Origin of the sequence: Pseudomonas sp. NFPP24 (assembly GCF_900112095.1) — a bacterium.
GTDB lineage: Bacteria > Pseudomonadota > Gammaproteobacteria > Pseudomonadales > Pseudomonadaceae > Aquipseudomonas > Aquipseudomonas extremorientalis.
The window spans coordinates 402,853-422,753 of sequence record NZ_FOKD01000004.1 but is presented as its reverse complement, the minus strand read 5'-3'; the positions used below and the strand labels follow the sequence as shown (position 1 = coordinate 422,753).

The following is a 19,901-nucleotide window of genomic DNA, read 5'->3' as shown; positions in this document are numbered from 1 at the left end:
TTGATTTGCAGCGTAGGACGATTCCCAAATGATAAAAATCGCCTGAGCCACTAAACTCGCGCCCCTTTGCGCGTCTACCTCCTATGCGCGCCATGGATTCCGGCTGACTGATGAAAACCCTCGCCCGCTTCACCTTGTTGTTGCCTGGCCTGTTGGCCCTGAGCGATGCCGCTCGGGCCGACGACGCTCCGCTGGTCCTCGACCCCAGCGTGGTCACCGGCTCGCGCAGCGCCAGCCCGACCTTCGACCTGCCGTACTCGGTGGACGGCATCAGCCGCGAACAGATCAGCGACGGCCAATTGGGCATCAACGCCTCCGAGGCCCTGTCCCGCGTGCCTGGCCTGGTGGTGCAGAACCGCCAGAACTATGCCCAGGACCTGCAGATTTCCTCCCGAGGCTTCGGCGCCCGCTCGGCGTTCGGCGTGCGCGGCATCAAGCTGATTGCCGACGGCATCCCCGCCAGTACCCCGGACGGCCAGGGCCAGGCGGCCACCTTCAACCTCGATACCGCCGAACGCATCGAAGTGCTGCGCGGCCCTGCCGCCACCCTGTATGGCAGCAATGCCGGCGGCGTGATCCAGATGTTCTCCCGCGACGGCGAAGGCCCACCGCGCATCGGCGCCGAGACCCTGGTGGGCAGCGACGGCCTGAAAAAGAACCACCTGAACGCCGAAGGCGCGACCAACGGCGCCGGTTTCGTGCTCGACGCTTCGCGCATGGACACCAACGGCTACCGCGACCACAGCAGCGCACGCCGCGACCAGACCTTCGCCAAGCTCAATGTCCAGCCGGATGACGACAGCAAGCTGGCGCTGATCTACAGCAGCCTGCAGCAGAACGGCACCCAGGACCCGCTGGGGCAGACCTGGGCAGCGTACAAGGCCGACCCACGCTCGGTGAGCGCCAACGCGCTGACGTACAACACGCGTAAAAGCATCGATCATCAGCAATTGGGAATGAATTACGAGCGGTACTTCGGCGATGCGACACTGCAGGTGAACGGATATACGGGGCGGCGGAGTGTGATTCAGTATTTGTCGATTCCAAAGGGCACACCCGCCAACGAGCGTGGCGGCGGCGTGGTGCAATTCGACCGCAAGTTCTATGGCGGCAGCGTGCGTTGGATACAGCCTATTGAAAGCGCACCGGGCGAGCTAATGATCATCTCCGGCCTGGATTTCGATCAAAGCGAAGACAGTCGCCACGGCTACCAGAACTACAGCGGCAACACCCTCGGCGTAAAAGGCCAACTGCGCCGCGATGAAATCGACACCGCCCGCAGTCTCGACCCCTATATCCAGGCCAACTGGGCCCTCGACCGCTGGACCCTGCAAGCCGGCGTCCGGCACAGCACCATGCAGTTGGACGTTGACGACCAGTTCCTCAGCAACGGCGATTCCAGCGGCAACAAGACCTATCAGAAAAATACGCCGTCAATGAGCGTGATGTATGCGTTCACGCCTGAACTGCATGGTTATGTGAGCGCGGGCAAAGGCTTCGAAACACCAACCCAGGCCGAATTGGCCTATGCGCCGGGCAATGTGGAGGGCTTCAACTTCGGCTTGAAACCGTCAGAGAGCACACAGTACGAAGTGGGATTAAAGGCCCAAGTGAAAAATACCAGGATCAATGCGGCCGTATTCCAGATAACTACAGAAGATGAGTTAGTGGTCGCTCAATCCAAAGACGGCCGCACCAGTTACCAAAACGCCGGCCGCACCCTGCGCCGCGGCTTCGAACTGGGCATCGAAAGCCAGCTCAGCGAGCACTGGAGCGCCAACCTCGCCTACACCCGCCTGCAAGCCACCTACGACAGTGACTTCGTCAGCGGCAACACCGCCGTCGACAAGGGCAACTACCTGCCGGGAGTCCCTCAAACCACGCTGTTCGCAGAACTGAGCTGGAAACCAAGGGACTGGGTCAGCACCGCCCTCGAAGGGATGTACCGCAGCCAGGTCTACGTCGAAGACACCAACAGCCAACACGCCGCCCCGGCCTACAGCGTATTCAACTGGCGCGCCCGCTTTGAGCAGAAAGTCGAACACTGGACCTTCCACCAGACCCTGCGCCTGGACAACCTGCTCGACCGCCAGTACGTCGGCTCGGTGATCGTCGGCGACGGCAATAACCGCTACTACGAAGCGGCGCCTGGACGTTCGTGGTATGCAGGCGCCGGGGCGGAGTATCGGTTCTGATCAGTTGATGTCTCGAGGCAACCGCTGATCAATCAATTGGTACAACGCACTGCTTTCGGGCCAGTTACGCATGAACCGCGCCCGGTCCTTGGCATACGCCGGGGCGAAGCTCGCCTCGGAGCCGTGCTGACACATGGCGTCCAGGTCGATCAGCGACCAGCGGCCCTGGTCCCAGAACAGGTTGTGGCCCTTGAAATCGCCATGGCTGATGCGTTCACGGATCAGCTCGGCGAACAGGTGATCCAGCGCCTGCAGTTCGTTTTCCGGCGCGTCACCATTTTCAACGTACGGCGCGAAGCGCTCGATGATATCTGGGCCGGGCAGGTATTCGGTGACCAGGTAAGCGCGACGGCGCAACCAGAAGAAGCGTTTTTCCAGCACCGCCAGCGGCTTGGGCGTGGCGATACCGAGGAACGCCAGGCGGTTGCCTTCGCGCCAGGAGTGCCAGGCACGGCTCGGACGCCAGAAGCGTTTGAGCCAGTGGGCGAAGCCCTTGATGTTATAGCGCTTGATTACCAGCGGCCGACCGGCCACCTCGACCTTGGCCACGCTGGCGGCGCCGCCGGTCTTGTACAAATGCCCCTGGTCCAGCAGTGCGTCAGCCTGTTCCAGCACCGGCAGCATGGCCGGTTCCTCTTCCCGCCGGATCGCGCGCAAGGCAAAGGCGCCGCGCACCACGCTGAACAGCGTGCATTCACGGCCGACCTTGCTCAGGAAGTCCTTGAGGCGCCAGGCACTGACTTTACGCACCTGTTTCTCCAGGGCTTCCAGCGGCAGGGCGTGCTCGCCGTTGCTCAGCAGGTAGTACACCAGCAGCTCTTCGGTAAACGGCTCGATATTCTTCGGCAACTGGGCGAAAAACACCCCGAGGTTTTCCAGCACACGGTTGCGTGAGAGCGGTTTACCCGCTTCTTCGACGCGGATCCCGGCGCCATCGATCAGGTACAGCTTGCCGTCCTGGCGCAGCAGGTTGTCCAGGTGCAGGTCTTCCTGCCATAGGCCCCTGGTGTGCATCTGCGCAATGGCACCCAGCGCTTCGGCCAGCACGGCGGTTTGTTCGTCAGCCAGCGGCGGCAGGTCTTCGACGGCCTGCCAGGCAGCGGCCAGGCTTTCGGCGCCCTCGATGAACTCGAACAGCAGCCAGCCGCCCTCGCCTTCCTGCAAGCCATCGGCCAGCAGCAACGGCGTGGTCAGGCCTTGCTCGGCGAGCAGGCGCACGCCGCTGAGTTCACGCTGAAAGTGCCGCGCCGCCTTGCTGCCCACCAGTAACTTGGCCAAAACCGGACGACCGCGCCAGACCGCCGCCCCCACATAACGCTCGCCCGGCAGCACACGTAACAGGCTCAGCAGTTGCAACTGGCCCGGGCCGGCCGCATCGGCCAGTTCGAGGGTCAGTGGCAGCCCGGGGTTACGGCCGGCGGCTTTAAGCTCGGACAGACGCATCAACGGTTTTCCTTGTGACTACGGCGCGCGGTCAGTTTCTGCAGCCAGCTGGTGACCAGCGCGCTGTCCTTCGATTGATCAAGATAGGCGGCCAACAGTTGGCGCACCTGTTCATCCGACCACTGCGGTGCACGTCGCAACAACGGCTCCAGGTCCTTGACCCGATCGCGCCAGCCGAACAGCAGCGGGCGGGTTTTCTCAAGGTCGATCAACTGCGCGGCATAGCCGTCGCCGGTGGCCTGCATAAAAATATGCTTGGGATAAAAACAGCCATGCACCTGGCCGACGCTGTGCAACCGGCGCGCAAGCTGACCGCAGGCCAGCAGGATCGCGTGGTGCTGGGCGTCGCTCAATTGAGGCCACTGCCCCAGCAGCGAATCCAGGTCATTCCAGCCGTCCAGGGCACGGGTCAGCAGCATGGCGCGATGCTCGCCGCCCACCTTGCGCTCGCCGTAGAAAGCCGCCTGCAAGGCAGGGATGCCGAGCTTGCGGTAACGACTGATATTGCGGAACTCGCGGGAGAAACTCGGCTCGCCAAAGGGACGGTGCAGGCTGCGCGTCAGGTAGTTGCTCTGACGCTTGAGGTAATAACCGTGGCCGTCCAGCTCCAGACGAAACACGCTGCTCCAGCCGCCGCGACTGGTGTTGGGTTCATCCACTGCATCCAGTTGTTTGGCCCACAGGGCGTCGAACGTCGCCAAGCCGTTGCGCTCCAGCAGCGCCCGGTCTTCAGCCGCCAGGAAATCACTCATTCACGTCCCTCGAAAAACTTCACCACGTGGCGAATACGCTGTTTGTCCGCTGCACTCAGGTGTCGGCGCTGACGGTATTGCATGTAGAAACGCAGGCGCTGGGTGGCGGACAAGTGATACTTGGCCACCTTGTCCAGGCAGGCCAGGTCTTTGGTGATGCGGTACTTGAGCCAGAACCCGCGCCAGAAATCGCCGTTGGGGCAGTCGATCAGGTACAGGGTCTGCTGGTCATCGATCAACAGGTTGCGCCACTTCAAGTCGTTATGGGTAAAGCGATGATCGTGCATGGTGCGTGTGTATTCGGCGAGCTGACGGCTCACCGCGTCGACCCACTTGGGGTCGCGCAGGCGCGCATCGTTGCGCTCGGCCAATACCGAGAGGTCTTCGGTCTTCGGCAGCTCGCGGGTGATCATCGCCCCACGATCATAGGCCAGGCCCTTTCGCTCCAGCCCCCAGGCAACCACATCAGCGGTGGGAATACCCCATTTGGCGAAACGCTTGAGGTTCTGCCATTCGGACTTGACCCGCGGCTTGCCCAGGTAGCGCCGCAGCCCTTTGCCGGCACCAATGTAGCGCTTGACGTAATAGTTGACCCCGCCACGCTCCACGCGGATCACTTCCGACAGCGGATCGCGGGTCAGGCGCTCGCCCTGCAGGGCGAAGACCGCTTCGAGGTTGCCGAAATCATCCGCCAGGCTGGCGTACGCAGGTTCCAGGTTCCAACCCGCCATCAGATCGCATCCCCATAACGCAGCTTGCGCGCATACAGCTTGTCGGCCTTGCGCTGCATCAGGCTCAGTGACGCCGATTGCTCAGCGAGGATCTGGCGCAGCGGCTGGCGGAAGTAGCCCTTGAGGAAACGCAGCTTGTCGCGACGGGTGAGGCCGATATCCAGCGCCGAGTAGTACAGCGCGGACAGGTCCTTGTCGCGCCAGCGCAGCGGCAGATGGGCACGCAGTTGAGCGCGGTGCAGGTCGATCACCGACAGCTTGATGTTGTTCGCATCGATGGGCCTGGCGGTGTCCAGCAGGAAGTGGCACAGGTAGCAGTCGCGGTGGTTTACGCCACCCCGGTGCATATCGCCAACCATGCGCGCCAGCTCGGCCGTGAGGGCATGACGCAACGCGGGCGCAGGCGGTTCGGCGACCCAATTGATCGTGACGTCTTCGAGGCTGAGGGTCGGCGCCAGCTCTTCGGTGATGATGAACGAGTGCTGGTCCGCCGGGTTGCTGCCCTTCTCGCCGAAAGCCACGCCGGTCATGGTCGGCACGCCGAGTGCCTGAAGTCGATGAATCGCCGCCCATTCAAGGCCTGCGCCCAGCACCGGCAGCTTGGCGGTAATCAGGTTCTTGAAGATTTCGCCCCAGCCGATGCCACGGTGGATCTTCACGAAATACGGACGGCCATCCACCACGGTGCGCAGCGTGCGGCGCGCCGCCAGCTCACGGAATACCTGGCCTTGCAGTTTCTCGACTTCGGCAAAGGCATCAAGCCCGGCCCACAATGTCTTGAACGGTTCGGCAAGAATCAACTTCATCGTTTTGGCTCCGCCAGAATCACATCCGCAGCGCGCTGCGGCATGCTGTAAAGGTCGGCCGTCTCAGCGAAGGCCAGGCCATTGCGGCTCCAGGCCGCGCGCTGTGCAGTGTCGGTGAGCATGTGCGTCAGGTACTGGTTGAGCTGCGCTTGTTCAAACGGCTCATCCAGTACCAGGCCACTGTCGGCCTCGGCAATGTAGTGGGCATACCCACATACCGCCGAGACCAGCACCGGCAACCCGGCCACCAGGGCTTCGAGCAAGACGGTGCCGGTGTTTTCGTTGTACGCCGGGTGAATCAACAGGTCGGCGCCCAGCAGGAAACGCGGGATATCGCTGCGGCCCTTGAGGAACTGCACGTTATCGCCCAAGCCCAAGGTGGCGCTTTGCAGTTGGAATACCTTGGGGTCGTCCTGGCCGATTACAAACAGGCGCGTGCGTTTTTTCAATTCAGGCGGCAACGCGGCCACGGCCTTGAGGCTGCGGTCGACCCCTTTGGTCTTGAAGCCCGAGCCGATCTGCACCAGCAGCAACTCGTCGTCGCCGAGGTTGAATTCCTTGCGGAAACCCTCACGGATTTCGGCGGCATTCGGCGGTGCGCGGCGGTCCTGGGCAATGCCCGGTGGCAGCAGGTGGAAGCGCTCCACCGGGGTGTTGTAATGCTTGATGAACAGCGGCTGCTGCACTTCGGAAATCATCAGGACTTCGGTCTTGGCGTCCTTGGCGAACACTGCGCGTTCGTACTCGGCGAAGTGCTTGTAGCGGCCGAAATAGCGGTACAGCGAGTGGCGCAGGTTTTGCGCCTTGTCTTCAAAGCAACCGTCGGCGGCGTAGTACACGTCCAGGTTGGGCATTTTGTTGAAGCCGATCAGGCGGTCCACTGGGCGCCTGGCCAGGTCGGCAGCCATCCAGGCGCTGAGCTTTTCATTGCGCCGATGGTTGAAGAACGCCTTGACCGGCGCCACCAGCACTTCGAAGCCGGGCGGGATGTCGCCCTCCCAGATCAGCGTGTACACACGAATCTGATGGCCGCGCTGCTGGCACTCCAGGGCGATGCGCATGAAGTCGCGCTGCAGGCCACCGAAGGGGAAATATTTGTACAGCACAAAAGCCAGTTGCATCAGTGCAGCTCCTCAGCCAATAACAACGTGCTCAGTCGGCTTGCCACACGCTCTGGGTTCAGGCGCGTGAAGCACAGGGGCGACTCGCGCTTGAGGTCGAACCGACGCAGGTCGTCGGCCGTCGGTTGATAGGTACATTGCTTTTGCAGGCACGGCGCGCAGGGGAAGTCGCTGGCCAGATGAATCTGGCGCTTGCCGTAGGCACCGGTCAGGCCGGGGTTGGTCGGGCCGAACAGGGAGATGGTCGGCACATCCAGCGCGGCGGCCAGGTGGCCGAGACCGGTGTCCACCGCCACACAGGCGCGAGCGCCGGCCAATACACGAGCCACACCGGCCAGGTTCAGCTTGGGTAGCACCTCGGCGTTTTGCAGGCCCTGGGCCAGGCGTTCGGCACGGGCTTTTTCGGCGGCGTTACCCCACGGCAATTTCACGTCGACACCCAGGCGCCCCATGCGCTCGGCCAGCTCGCGCCAGTAGGCTTCGGGCCAGTGCTTGGTGTCCCAGGTGGTGCCGTGCAACAGCAGCACAAAAGGTTTTTTCGGCGGCAGGCCCAAGAGCTTTTCAGTGCTCAGGCCGTAGTCGCCCAGGCCTTTGGGCAGGTCATATCCGAGCGCCACGGCGAACAACTGGCGCAGACGCTCCACCGCGTGTTGCCCTCGCGCAACGGCGAGGCGTCGCGAATAGAAACGCGCGGCCATCGGCTCGCGGGCGGAGTTTCTGTCGAAACCCGCGACGGGCGCACGCACATAACGGGTCAGCCAGGCGCTTTTCAGCAGGCCCTGGGCGTCGATCACCAGATCGTATTTGGTCGACTGGACTTGCTGCTTGAAGCGCTGCCATTCGCCACTCTTGATGGTTTGCCAGATGTTTTTGCGCCAGCGGCGGATCGCCACCGGGATCACCTTGTCGACCGCCGGGTGCCAGGTGGGAATCTCGGCAAAACCTTCTTCCACTACCCAGTCGAATTGAATGCCGGGGATCGCCCGCGCCGCGTCGGTCAGCGCCGGCAAGGCGTGGATCACGTCGCCCAGGGATGAGGTCTTGATTACCAGTACGCGCAAGCTATCGGACCTCGACCGCAGAGCCCTGCAACCGCTGCAAGGCCTCGTTCACCGGCTGTGGCAACAACTGGCGCATGCAATTGTAGTGGCCGAAACGGCAGGTACGGTCAAAACATGGGCTGCACTCCAGGCCCAGGCGCACCACTTCGACCTGATCGGCCAAGGGCGGCGTGAAGCCCGGCGAGGTGGAGCCATACACCGCCACCAGCGGGCGGTTCAGCGCAGCGGCCACGTGCATCAGGCCGGAGTCGTTGGACACCACCGAATCGGCGCAGGACAGCAGGTCGATGGCCTCGGCCAGGGACGTGTCGCCACTGAGGTTCACTGCCTCTTCACGCAGGCCGGGGATCAGGCGCTGGCGAATGTCTTCACCTACCGGATGGTCCTTCTTCGAACCGAACAGCCACACCTGCCAGCCTTCGCGGATCTTCGCCTCGGCCACCTTCGCGTAATGCTCCGACGGCCAGCGCTTGGACTCGCCAAACTCGGCGCCGGGGCACAAGGCCAACACCGGCCGGTCCAGGGTCAGGCCGAACTTGGCCAGGGCCGCGTCGCGGCTCAGCGGGTCGATCTGCAGGCTCGGGCGCGGATACGGCTTGGGCAACTCGGCACCCGGCTCATAGGCCAGGGCCATGAAGCGTTCGATCATCAGCGGGTAGCGGGCTTTGTCCAGCGTGCGCACGTCATTGAGCAGCACGTAGCGGAACTCGCCGCGCCAGCCGGTGCGCTTGGGGATACCGGCAAAATACGGCACCAGCGCCGACTTGAGCGAGTTGGGCAGCAGGATCGCCTGGTCGTACTCACCCGCCAGGGACTTGCCGATGCGACGGCGGGTTGCCAGCTCCAGGGCACCGTGGCCGAGCGGGAAGCTCAAGGCCTTGCGCACCTCGGGCATGCGCTCGAGGATCGGCCGGCTCCACTCGGGGGCGAGCACGTCGATCTGGCAGTCCGGGTAACGCACGCGCAGGCACTGGAAGAGTGTCTGCGCCATCACCATGTCACCGACCCAACTGGGCCCAACGATCAGAATATTCATGTAGTTTCCACAAACGATGCGGGGAGGCTTATGCCTCCCCGCCGTAATAGTGTTTCAGCTCAGCCCCAGCGCCTGCCAGATTCGCATTACCTGGCGCCGTTCGTCGGCAAACTGATCCCCGGCCACTGTACCGGCCTCGTTCTGCAAGGCCTGGCGGTGCGCGGCGGATCGGTAGGCCTTATACACCTCACGCAGCAGATGGGCATCGGCGGCGGGCATCAAGCCTACCTGCTCCAGGCCTTCCAGAATGCGGATATTGTCGGTGTAGCGCAGCAACGATGGATGTTGCGCAGACCACGCCAAAGCCGCGTATTGCACCATAAATTCAATATCGACGATACCTCCGGCGTCCTGCTTGAGGTCGAACAGCGCCGTGGCTTCGAAGGCATTGGCGCCGGTGCCGGCCGCCGTGCCCTTGGTGCCCAGGTTGTCACGCATTTTGGCGCGCATCTCGCTGACCTCCTGGCGCAGCTTCGCCAGGTCCCGCTCCTGCCCCAATACCTTAGCCCGTACCCGCTCGAACGCCTGGCCCACATCCTGGCTGCCCACCAGCACCCGCGCACGGATCAGGGCCTGATGCTCCCAGGTCCAGGCTTCATTTTGCTGATAGCGCTCAAACGCCCCCAGCGAACTCACCAACAAACCGGATGCGCCGGAAGGTCGCAGGCGCATGTCCACTTCATACAACTGGCCCGAGTTGGTCTGGGTGGTCAGCAGGTGAATGATGCGCTGGCCCAGGCGCGTGAAGAACTGCGCACCGTCGATGGGCTTGGCGCCATCGGTTTCCGCCTGGGGATCACCGTCGTGGATAAACACCAGGTCCAGGTCCGAACCATGCCCCAGTTCTATACCGCCGACTTTCCCATAACCGACAATGATAAACCCAGGATCGCACAGGGTGCCGTCCAACCGCTGCGGCGAGCCATGGCGCGCCACGGTCTGGCGCCAGGCCAGGGCCAGCACTTGTTCGAGGATGGCCTCGGCGAGCCAGGTCAGGTAGTCGCTGACTTTCATCAGCGGCAGGCTGCCGGCAATCTCCGAGGCCGCCACGCGCAGGCGGTGGGCCAGCTTGAAGTGCCGCAGGGCTTCCATCTGTTGCTCAAGGTCATCTTCGGGGATGCGTGTAAGACGCTCGCGTAGTTCGGCGGCCAGTTCCGGCGCCAGCGGTGGCTTGAACAGGCGGCCTTCGTTGAGCAATTCGTCGAGCAACAGCGGGAAACGGGTGATCTGCTCGGCGATCCACGGGCTCGCGGCGCACAGGGTCAGCAGACGGCGCAGGGCATCGGGGTTTTCCGTGAGCAGCACCAGGTAAGCGGAACGCCGGGCGACGGCTTCCACCAGCGGCAACACGCGCTCCAGCACCAGGTCCGGGTTGGCGTGCTCGACCGCCTGGGCAAGCAGGCGCGGTATAAAAGCATCCAACCGTTCGCGCCCCAAACGCTGCATGGCACGCAGTTGCGGGCTGTTGCGCAGGCCGGCCAACGCCTTGAGCGCCTTGGCCGCGTCGGTAAAACCACCTTCGGCCAACTGACGGCAGGCCGCCTCTTCATCCTGGGATTCCTCCCAAAGCGGCAACCACTCACCGCCCACCACCAACTCGCTTTCTTCGCCCTCTTCTTCATCCGGATCGGCGATCACCTGGCGGAAGTGCCAGTCCACCCGACCGCGCCAGTACATCAGGCACTCGTGGAAAGCGTCCCAATCGGCAAAGCCCAACATAAAGGCAATGCGCGCCTGGTCTTCGGGGCTGTCCGGAAGCATTTGTGTCTGGCGATCGGCAATCGCCTGGATCGCGTGCTCGGTGTAACGCAGGAATTCGTAGCCATTGCGCAATTCGGCAATCACCGCCGGCGGCAGGTAACCCTGGCCTTCCAGGGTGCCGAGCACCTTGAGCAGCGGGCGCTGTTGCAGGCTCAGGTCGCGGCCGCCGTGGATCAACTGGAACGCCTGGGCGATAAACTCCACTTCGCGGATGCCGCCCGAGCCCAGCTTGATGTTGTCGGCCATGCCTTTGCGCCGTACTTCCTGCTGAATCAACTGCTTCATCGTGCGCAGCGCTTCGATGGCGGAAAAGTCCAGGTAGCGGCGATAGACGAACGGCCGCAGCATGTCGAGCAGTTGTGCACCGGCCACCTGGTCGCCGGCCACGACCCGCGCCTTGATCATGGCGTAGCGTTCCCAGTCACGGCCCTGATCCTGGTAATACTGCTCCAGCGCGTTGAAGCTCAGTACCAGCGCACCGGCCGAGCCGTAGGGGCGCAGGCGCATGTCGACGCGAAACACAAAGCCGTCAACGGTGATCGGGTCGAGGGCCTTGATCAGTTTCTGACCAAGGCGGATAAAGAATTCCTGGTTATCCAGGGCGCGTTTCACACCCACCGTCTCGCCACCTTCGGGGTAGGCGAAGATCAAGTCGATATCCGACGACAGGTTCAACTCCACCGCACCGAGCTTGCCCATGCCGAGGATCACCATGTGCTGCGGCTCGCCGCTGCGCCGCCCGGTGGGCGTGCCGAACTGTACGCAGTGACGTTGGTACAGCCACTGGTAGGCCTGGTCGATGCAGGCGTCGGCCATGTCGGAAAGGTCGCGGCAGGTTTGCACCAGGTCGGCCTGGCGGGTCAGGTCGCGCCAGATGATGCGCACTTGCTGGCGCGTGCGCTGGCGACGCAGCACACGGCCGAGTTCATCTTCTGTTTCGACTTGTTGCACAGCGCCAGCAATCTGCCCGCACAGCTCGCCGGGCGCAAAACCCCGGTCCAATTCGCCCCAGGCGGCCAGTTCGAGCAACATCAAAGGGTCACGAACACTCTGTTCAATGACGAAATCACTGGCGGCGCACACGCGGGCGAAGTCGGCCCACCGTTGCGGCGTCCACGCAGAAAGTCCATGATCGTCGTCCAGCGCGGCCACTGCGTCACGAAATGACTGCTCGGCCCGCTGGGTTTTTGGCAAGAGAATGGCCGGTAGTTGGGCCAGTGTTGGAAGGCTCATGGTCTATCCTTGATCGGCGTGTAATTGGCTACGTGTTGTGAACGCAAGGACCACGCTCTATGAAGGACTGTCGAACAAAGGTTAGAAATAGCTGAAATTAATTTCATTTTGGCAGCCAACATCAAGCTTTCACCTTTTCTTGTTCGCAAAAGATCAACAATAACGATTATGCTCACCAGCCAGACCGAGCCATACGCTCAGTCTTGTGTAGTTTTACTACTCGTATATACATTCGAAAGGCTGAAATGGCCGACGATTTGTAGTAAAACTACAGGACGCCGAAGCAACCTTCGGCCATCCAAGAATTTATGTCGTCTGCCCACAAGGCCAGTCGCAAACTTCAGGCAACCGATTCTGGTAGCCTTTCCGCCCTGGAGCAAGCCATGCAAGACCTCGATCCCGTCGAAACCCAGGAATGGCTGGACGCCCTGGAATCGGTTCTCGACAAAGAAGGCGAAGACCGTGCTCACTACCTGATGACCCGTATGGGCGAACTCGCGACCCGCAGCGGCTCGCAACTGCCTTACGCCATCACTACGCCATACCGCAACACCATCCCCGTTACCCACGAAGCACGCATGCCTGGCGACCTGTTCATGGAACGCCGCATTCGCTCGCTGGTACGCTGGAACGCCATGGCGATGGTAATGCGCACGAACTTGAAAGATTCGGACCTGGGCGGTCACATCTCCAGCTTCGCTTCCAGCGCAACCCTGTATGACATCGGCTTCAACTACTTCTTCCAGGCCCCGACCGACGAACACGGCGGCGACCTGATCTACTTCCAGGGCCACACCTCGCCAGGCGTCTACGCCCGTGCGTTCATGGAAGGCCGCATCAGCGAAGAACACATGAACAACTTCCGCCAGGAAGTGGACGGTAACGGCCTGTCGTCGTACCCGCACCCTTGGCTGATGCCTGATTTCTGGCAGTTCCCGACCGTATCCATGGGCCTGGGCCCGATCCAGGCGATCTACCAGGCACGCTTCATGAAGTACCTGGAAGCCCGTGGCTTCATCCCTGAAGGCAAACAGAAGGTCTGGTGCTTCCTGGGCGACGGCGAGTGCGACGAGCCGGAATCCCTGGGCGCCATCTCCCTGGCCGGCCGCGAGAAGCTGGACAACCTGATCTTTGTCATCAACTGCAACCTGCAGCGCCTCGACGGCCCGGTTCGCGGCAACGGCAAGATCATCCAGGAACTCGAAGGCGTGTTCCGCGGCGCCCAGTGGAACGTGACCAAAGTCATCTGGGGTCGTTTCTGGGACCCACTGCTGGCCAAGGACGTCGACGGTATCCTGCAGCGTCGCATGGACGAAGTCATCGACGGCGAGTACCAGAACTACAAGGCCAAGGACGGCGCGTTCGTCCGCGAACACTTCTTCAACACGCCTGAACTCAAGGCGATGGTTGCCGACCTGTCCGACGACGAAATCTGGAAACTCAACCGTGGCGGCCACGACCCGTACAAGGTCTACGCGGCGTACCACGAAGCGGTCAACCACAAAGAACAACCGACCGTCATCCTGGCCAAGACCATCAAGGGTTATGGCACCGGTGCCGGCGAAGCGAAGAACACTGCGCACAACACCAAGAAAGTCGATGTCGACAGCCTGAAGTTGTTCCGTGACCGCTTCGACATCCCGGTCAAGGATGAAGAGCTGGAAAACCTGCCGTTCTTCAAGCCGGAGCCGAACAGCGCCGAAGCCCGCTACCTGGCCGAGCGCCGCGCCGCACTGGGTGGTTTCGTGCCACAACGCCGCGCGCAGAGCTTCAGCGTACCGACGCCGGACCTGAGCACCCTCAAGGCTATCCTTGACGGCTCGGGCGACCGTGAAATCTCCACCACCATGGCCTTCGTGCGGATCCTCGCGCAGTTGGTCAAGGACAAGGACATCGGCCCGCGCATCGTCCCGATCATCCCGGACGAAGCCCGTACCTTCGGTATGGAAGGCATGTTCCGTCAGTTGGGCATCTACTCCTCCGTCGGCCAGCTCTACGAGCCAGTCGATAAAGACCAGGTGATGTTCTACAAGGAAGACAAGAAGGGCCAGATCCTCGAAGAAGGCATCAACGAAGCGGGCGCAATGAGCTCCTTCATCGCTGCCGGTACTTCGTACTCCAGCCACAACCAGCCGATGCTGCCGTTCTACATCTTCTATTCGATGTTCGGCTTCCAGCGTATCGGCGACCTGGCCTGGGCAGCAGGCGACAGCCGTACCCGTGGCTTCCTGATCGGCGGCACCGCCGGTCGTACCACGCTGAACGGCGAAGGCCTGCAACACGAAGACGGTCACAGCCACATCCTGGCTGCCACCATCCCGAACTGCCGCACCTTTGATCCAACCTACGGCTACGAGCTGGCGGTGATCATCCAGGACGGCATGAAGAAGATGACCGAAGAGCAGCAGGACGTTTTCTACTACATCACTGTGATGAACGAGTCCTACCAGCAGCCAGCCATGCCGGCCGGCGTGGAAGAAGGCATCATCAAGGGCATGTACCTGCTCGAAGAAGACACCAAGGAAGCAGCGCACCACGTACAGCTGATGGGCTCCGGCACCATCCTGCGCGAAGTGCGTGAAGCGGCCAAGATCCTGCGTGACGAGTTCAACGTCGGGGCCGACGTATGGAGCGTGACCAGCTTCAACGAACTGCGTCGCGATGGCCTGGCCGTAGAGCGTCACAACCGCCTGCACCCTGGCCAGAAGCCACAGCGCACCTTCGTTGAAGAGTGCCTGACCGGCCGTAAAGGCCCGGTGATCGCTTCGACCGACTACATGAAACTGTTTGCTGAACAAATTCGCCAGTGGGTCCCGTCCAAGGAATTCAAAGTCCTGGGCACCGACGGTTTCGGCCGCAGTGACAGCCGCAAGAAGCTGCGTCACTTCTTCGAAGTTGACCGTCACTTCGTGGTGTTGGCAGCCCTGGAAGCCTTGGCTGACCGTGGTGAGATCGAACCGAAGGTGGTGGCTGACGCTATCGTCAAGTTCGGGATCAACCCGGAAAAACGCAACCCACTGGACTGCTGAGGAGACTTTTTGTGAGCGAACTCATTCGCGTACCTGACATCGGCAGCGGTGAAGGTGAAGTAATCGAGCTGTTTGTGAAGGTCGGCGACACCGTCGAAGCCGACCAGAGCATCCTGACCCTGGAATCGGACAAGGCGAGCATGGAAATCCCTGCTCCCAAGGCCGGCGTGGTCAAGAGCCTGAAAGTGAAGCTGGGCGACCGCCTGAAAGAAGGCGACGAACTGCTGGAGCTGGAAATCGAAGGTGCCGCTGATGCGGCCCCTGCGCCGGCGGCCCCTGCTGCCGCCGCTGCACCTGCGCCTGCTGCTGAAAAACCTGCCGAAGCGCCTGCCGCTGCGGCTGCCGCACCTGCCGCCGCCACTGTCCAGGACATTCACGTCCCGGACATCGGTTCGTCGGGCAAGGCCAAGATCATCGAGCTGCTGGTCAAGGTCGGCGACACCGTCGAAGCCGACCAGTCGCTGATCACCCTGGAGTCCGACAAAGCCTCCATGGAAATCCCTTCGCCGGCTGCCGGCGTGGTGGAAAGCATTGCGGTCAAGCTGGAAGACGAAGTCGGCACCGGTGACTTCATCCTCAAGCTGAAAGTACAAGGCGCAGCGCCTGCCGCCGCCCCAGCCCCGGCCGCTGCTCCAGCCGCCAAGGCTGAAGCCGCACCGGCTGCCGCTGCACCTGCACATGCACCTGCTGCAAAAGTCGAGGCCGCTCCGGCCGCTGCTGCTGCCGCACCTGCGCCAAGCGGTGCCAAGGTTCACGCCGGCCCTGCCGTGCGTCAGTTGGCCCGTGAGTTCGGCGTGGAGCTGAGCGCTGTGTCGGCCACTGGCCCTCACGGTCGCGTGTTGAAGGAAGACGTGCAGGTTTACGTCAAGGCCATGATGCAGAAAGCCAAGGAAGCGCCAGCTGCTGGTGGCGCTACCGGTGGTTCGGGCATTCCGCCGATCCGCACCGTGGACTTCAGCCGCTTCGGCGAAGTCGAAGAAGTGCCGATGACCCGCCTGATGCAAATCGGCGCGGCCGGCCTGCACGCCAGTTGGCTGAACATCCCGCACGTGACGCAGTTCGACCAGGCCGACATCACCGACCTGGAAGCTTTCCGCATTGCGCAGAAAGCCGTGGCCGAAAAAGCCGGCGTGAAACTGACCGTGCTGCCGCTGCTGCTCAAGGCCTGTGCCTACCTGCTCAAGGAGCTGCCGGACTTCAACAGTTCGCTGGCGCCAAGCGGCAAGGCGATCATCCGCAAGAAGTACGTGCACATCGGTTTCGCGGTGGACACCCCGGATGGCCTGCTGGTACCGGTGATCAAGAACGTCGACCAGAAGAGCCTGCTGCAACTCGCTGCCGAAGCCGCCGCGCTGGCTGCCAAGGCCCGCGACAAGAAGCTCACCCCGGACGACATGCAGGGCGCATGCTTCACCATCTCCAGCCTCGGTCACATTGGCGGTACTGGCTTTACGCCAATCGTCAACGCGCCGGAAGTGGCGATCCTGGGTGTGTCCAAGGCGACTATCCAGCCGGTTTGGGACGGTAAAGCGTTCCAGCCGAAGCTGATGCTGCCGCTGTCGCTGTCCTACGATCACCGTGTGATCAACGGCGCCGCCGCTGCGCGCTTCACCCAGCGTCTGGGCCAAGTGCTGAACGATATCCGCACGATCTTGCTGTAAACCGTCACGGCCTCCTCTTCACTGAGGAGGCCTGGCTGTATCGATTTTCGAGCGCCACGCTCGTACCTCAACCCCGCCACTTGGCGGGGCTTTTTTTGCCGGCTTTCAGGCAGGAAACTGGACATACAAGACAGGTTTGTACACCTTCCATCACCTCGATTGCAGAAATCCCTTCCGCAGCCGATAACCCCGTTATAGCACTTAGCCTTCATCCTCTCTTGTCAGCCCGCGCCGCATGATGCAACCTTGCCGCAGGCAACAGAAAAGAGGGCGTGAGCCCGGCGCCGTGCGCGTTATTTCAAGTGAGTCTCCCCCATGAAAAGCCAGCCCGATGTCGCCCGAATGGCGGCCGAGGTAGTGACGCAGTTACCGGTGCCTTCGCGCCTCGGTATGCTGCGTTTCGAGCGGCTTAATGAGGCAAGCTGGGCCCTCCTTTACCTCGACCCCAATTGCGAGCGCCAATTCGGCCTGCCGGCGGTCGAGCTGTGCGCGCTGATCGGCACTCCTTACGCCAGCCTGATGGAGCCCCAGGCGCGCTATCAACTGCACGACATCATCCAGCAGCAACTGAACCAGAGCCCGCACTACCTGGTGCGCTACACCCTGCACACCAGCGACGGCCCGCTGAGCCTGCTGGAAATGGGCGAAGCCTACAAACAACACAATCGCCACCTGCTGCGCGGCTACCTGATGGTAGTCGATGGCCTGTTCAGTGAAATCCCCACTGCCGTGCCCACGGCAGACCTGGAGAACCAGAACAGCCGCCTGCAGATCGCCCTGGAACTCAACCAGCGGGCCCAGCAGGAACAGTTGCAGCACCTTGAGCGGGTGCGCGCCCAACAGGAGTTGATCCTGCTGCTGGCCCGCCAGCGCTACACCACTAACAATTCGCTGCAGGAAGCCGCCGAGCTGATCACCCGCAGCGCCTGCGATATCTACCAGATCGACTGCGCCAGCATCTGGAACCTTGAAGGCCAGCGCCTGGTGCCGATCTCCGCCTACCACCGCGCAGACGGGCAGCATCACTTGCCCGAGCCTATCGACGCCAGTTGCTTCCCGGACTACCTGGAAGCCTTGCACTCCAGCCGGGCCATCGACGCCACCAACGCACTGCGCGACCCGCGCACCCGAGAAATGGCCGACAGCCTGCGCGACAAAGACATCCACGCGATGCTTGACGCGAGCATTCGCGTCGATGGCCATGTGGTGGGCGTGCTGTGCCTGGAGCAAAGCGGCAGCACCCGCGCCTGGCAGGCCGATGAAATTGCCTTTGCCGGCGAGTTGGCCGACCAGTTCGCCCAGGTGATCAACAACCACAACCGCCGCACCGCCACCAGCGCCCTGCACCTGTTCCAGCGTGCCGTGGAACAAAGCGCCAACGCCTTTCTGCTGGTCAACTGCGATGGTGTAGTGGAGTACGTCAACCCAAGCTTTACTGCGATCACCCAGTACAGCGCCGAAGAGGTCCACGGCCACCGCCTGGCCCAATTGCCGGCGCTGGAGAACCTCAGCGAATTGCTGTTCGACGCCCCCTCGAGCCTGGCCAAAAGCAACAGCTGGCAGGGCGAATTCAAGAGCCGGCGCAAGAACCTGGAGCCCTACTGGGGCCAGCTGTCGATTTCCAAGGTGTATGGCGACAACCGTGAGCTGACGCACTACATCGGCATCTACGAAGACATTACCCAGACCAAGCTGGCCCAGCAGCGTATCGAGCGCCTGGCCTACACGGACAACCTGACCAACCTGGGCAATCGCCCGGCGTTCATTCGCAACCTCGATGAACGCTTCGCCCGTGACAGCGACAGCCCGATCAGCCTGCTGCTGGTGGACATCGACAACTTCAAGCGCATCAACGACAGCCTAGGCCACCAGACCGGAGACAAGCTGCTGATCAGCCTGGCCCGGCGCCTGCGCAACAGCCTGAGCACCGGTGGCAGCCTGGCGCGCTTTGCCAGCAACGAGTTTGCGGTGCTGCTCGACGACACCGATCTGGAAAGTGGCCAGTTGGTGGCCAGCCAATTGCTCGCGACCCTCGACAAGCCGATGTTCGTCGACAACCAGTTGATCAGCGTCACCGGCTCCGTGGGCCTGGCCTGCGCGCCACTGCATGGCCGCGACCCGCAGACCCTGATGCGTAACGCCGGCCTGGCCCTGCACAAGGCCAAGGCCAACGGCAAACATCAGGTGCAGATCTTTACCGAAGCGCTGAATGCCGAGGCCAGCTACAAGCTGTTCGTCGAGAACAACCTGCGCCGCGCCCTCACCCAGAACGAACTGGACGTGTTCTACCAGCCCAAGCTGTGCCTGCGCAGTGGCCGTCTGCTGGGCATGGAAGCGCTATTGCGCTGGAACCATCCGGAAAAAGGCATGATCCGCCCTGACCAATTCATCAGCGTGGCTGAAGAAACCGGCCTGATTATCCCCATCGGCAAATGGATCGCGCGCCAGGCCTGTCGCATGAGCCGTCAGTTGACCGCCGCTGGCATGGGCAACTTGCAGGTGGCGATCAACCTGTCACCCAAGCAGTTTTCCGACCCGGACCTGGTGGCCTCGATCGCCACGATCCTCAAGGAAGAAAAACTGCCGGCCAACCTGCTGGAGCTGGAACTGACCGAAGGCCTGTTACTGGAAGCCACCGAAGACACGCGCCTGCAGCTTGATCAATTGAAGAGCTTCGGCCTGACCCTGGCCATGGACGACTTCGGCACCGGTTACTCGTCGTTGAGTTACTTGAAAAAATTCCCTATCGACATCATCAAGATCGACCGCAGCTTCATCCACGAAATCCCGGACAACCAGGACGACATGGAAATCACCTCGGCGGTGATCGCCATGGCCCACAATCTCAAGCTCAAGGTGGTGGCCGAGGGCATCGAGACCGCCGAGCAACTGGCGTTTCTGCGTCGGCACCGTTGCGATGTGGGCCAGGGCTACCTGTTCGACCGGCCGATCCCCGGCGCCGAGCTGCTGGCGATGCTGAAACGCTACCCGCGCGGCCCTATCGCCTGACAGCGCTGTAACACTCGGGCACACTGGCGGTCTCAATCTTTATTGCTAACTCAACCTGACGAG

12 protein-coding genes are annotated in these 19,901 nt (G+C 62.2%); 4 read left to right on the top strand and 8 right to left on the bottom strand.

Going from position 1 to position 19,901, the window contains the following annotated elements; translation table 11 throughout:
• Positions 1 to 110 precede the first annotated feature (110 nt).
• Positions 111 to 2,195, top strand: a complete 2,085-nt coding sequence (locus tag BM026_RS11365) for a TonB-dependent receptor family protein (protein ID WP_093513452.1) — start codon at positions 111 to 113, stop codon at positions 2,193 to 2,195.
• Here the strand turns inward: BM026_RS11365 and BM026_RS11360 are convergent, their stop codons facing one another.
• The 8 genes from BM026_RS11360 to glnE are packed head-to-tail and all read right to left on the bottom strand — an operon-like array spanning position 2,196 to position 12,139.
• On the bottom strand, positions 2,196 to 3,638 hold the full coding sequence (locus tag BM026_RS11360; protein WP_093513453.1) for a lipopolysaccharide kinase InaA family protein: 1,443 nt from the start codon (positions 3,636 to 3,638) through the stop codon (positions 2,196 to 2,198).
• Positions 3,638 to 4,390 (bottom strand): lipopolysaccharide kinase InaA family protein, encoded by a 753-nt coding sequence (locus BM026_RS11355; RefSeq protein ID WP_093121299.1) that lies wholly within the window; start codon positions 4,388 to 4,390, stop codon positions 3,638 to 3,640. The genes BM026_RS11360 and BM026_RS11355 overlap by 1 nt, the downstream gene beginning before the upstream one ends.
• Positions 4,387 to 5,121 (bottom strand): lipopolysaccharide kinase InaA family protein, encoded by a 735-nt coding sequence (locus BM026_RS11350; RefSeq protein ID WP_093121300.1) that lies wholly within the window; start codon positions 5,119 to 5,121, stop codon positions 4,387 to 4,389. Before BM026_RS11350 ends, BM026_RS11355 begins: the two co-directional genes overlap by 4 nt.
• Positions 5,121 to 5,927 (bottom strand): lipopolysaccharide core heptose(I) kinase RfaP, encoded by an 807-nt coding sequence (gene rfaP / locus BM026_RS11345; protein WP_071492317.1) that lies wholly within the window; start codon positions 5,925 to 5,927, stop codon positions 5,121 to 5,123. Before rfaP ends, BM026_RS11350 begins: the two co-directional genes overlap by 1 nt.
• Positions 5,924 to 7,048, bottom strand: coding sequence for a glycosyltransferase family 4 protein (locus BM026_RS11340; protein WP_092246541.1), 1,125 nt, complete (start codon positions 7,046 to 7,048; stop codon positions 5,924 to 5,926). The genes rfaP and BM026_RS11340 overlap by 4 nt, the downstream gene beginning before the upstream one ends.
• On the bottom strand, positions 7,048 to 8,109 hold the full coding sequence (gene waaC / locus BM026_RS11335; protein ID WP_092246538.1) for a lipopolysaccharide heptosyltransferase I: 1,062 nt from the start codon (positions 8,107 to 8,109) through the stop codon (positions 7,048 to 7,050). Before waaC ends, BM026_RS11340 begins: the two co-directional genes overlap by 1 nt.
• A 1-nt stretch (position 8,110) precedes the next feature.
• The gene (gene waaF / locus BM026_RS11330; protein ID WP_071492320.1) at positions 8,111 to 9,145 is read right to left on the bottom strand and encodes a lipopolysaccharide heptosyltransferase II; all 1,035 of its coding nucleotides are present in this window, start codon (positions 9,143 to 9,145) and stop codon (positions 8,111 to 8,113) included.
• Between the two features lie 54 nt (positions 9,146 to 9,199).
• Positions 9,200 to 12,139, bottom strand: a complete 2,940-nt coding sequence (gene glnE / locus BM026_RS11325) for a bifunctional [glutamate--ammonia ligase]-adenylyl-L-tyrosine phosphorylase/[glutamate--ammonia-ligase] adenylyltransferase (protein ID WP_093528566.1) — start codon at positions 12,137 to 12,139, stop codon at positions 9,200 to 9,202.
• Between the two features lie 383 nt (positions 12,140 to 12,522).
• Here glnE and aceE point away from each other — a divergent pair, with 383 nt between their 5' ends.
• The 3 genes from aceE (at position 12,523) to BM026_RS11310 (ending at position 19,838) form a co-directional block, all read left to right on the top strand.
• Complete coding sequence (aceE, locus tag BM026_RS11320; RefSeq protein WP_058423512.1) at positions 12,523 to 15,168, top strand: pyruvate dehydrogenase (acetyl-transferring), homodimeric type; 2,646 nt, start codon at positions 12,523 to 12,525, stop codon at positions 15,166 to 15,168.
• A gap of 11 nt (positions 15,169 to 15,179) precedes the next feature.
• Positions 15,180 to 16,829 carry a dihydrolipoyllysine-residue acetyltransferase gene (aceF, locus tag BM026_RS11315; RefSeq protein ID WP_093513457.1) on the top strand — a complete coding sequence of 550 codons (1,650 nt, stop codon included), beginning with the start codon at positions 15,180 to 15,182 and terminating at the stop codon, positions 16,827 to 16,829.
• A 315-nt stretch (positions 16,830 to 17,144) separates the two neighbouring features.
• Positions 17,145 to 19,838, top strand: coding sequence for a putative bifunctional diguanylate cyclase/phosphodiesterase (locus BM026_RS11310; RefSeq protein WP_071492324.1), 2,694 nt, complete (start codon positions 17,145 to 17,147; stop codon positions 19,836 to 19,838).
• The last annotated feature ends 63 nt before the right edge of the window (positions 19,839 to 19,901 follow it).

Excerpts from the sequence above, each read along its gene's own strand:
- BM026_RS11365 (WP_093513452.1), top strand. The coding sequence starts at position 111 with ATGAAAACCCTCGCCCGCTTCACCTTGTTGTTGCCTGGCCTGTTGGCC.
- rfaP (WP_071492317.1), bottom strand. The coding sequence starts at position 5,927 with ATGAAGTTGATTCTTGCCGAACCGTTCAAGACATTGTGGGCCGGGCTT.
- glnE (WP_093528566.1), bottom strand. The coding sequence starts at position 12,139 with ATGAGCCTTCCAACACTGGCCCAACTACCGGCCATTCTCTTGCCAAAA.
- BM026_RS11340 (WP_092246541.1), bottom strand. The coding sequence starts at position 7,048 with ATGCAACTGGCTTTTGTGCTGTACAAATATTTCCCCTTCGGTGGCCTG.
- BM026_RS11310 (WP_071492324.1), top strand. The coding sequence starts at position 17,145 with ATGAAAAGCCAGCCCGATGTCGCCCGAATGGCGGCCGAGGTAGTGACG.
- BM026_RS11350 (WP_093121300.1), bottom strand. The coding sequence starts at position 5,121 with ATGGCGGGTTGGAACCTGGAACCTGCGTACGCCAGCCTGGCGGATGAT.
- waaF (WP_071492320.1), bottom strand. The coding sequence starts at position 9,145 with ATGAATATTCTGATCGTTGGGCCCAGTTGGGTCGGTGACATGGTGATG.
- BM026_RS11360 (WP_093513453.1), bottom strand. The coding sequence starts at position 3,638 with ATGCGTCTGTCCGAGCTTAAAGCCGCCGGCCGTAACCCCGGGCTGCCA.
- aceE (WP_058423512.1), top strand. The coding sequence starts at position 12,523 with ATGCAAGACCTCGATCCCGTCGAAACCCAGGAATGGCTGGACGCCCTG.
- BM026_RS11355 (WP_093121299.1), bottom strand. The coding sequence starts at position 4,390 with ATGAGTGATTTCCTGGCGGCTGAAGACCGGGCGCTGCTGGAGCGCAAC.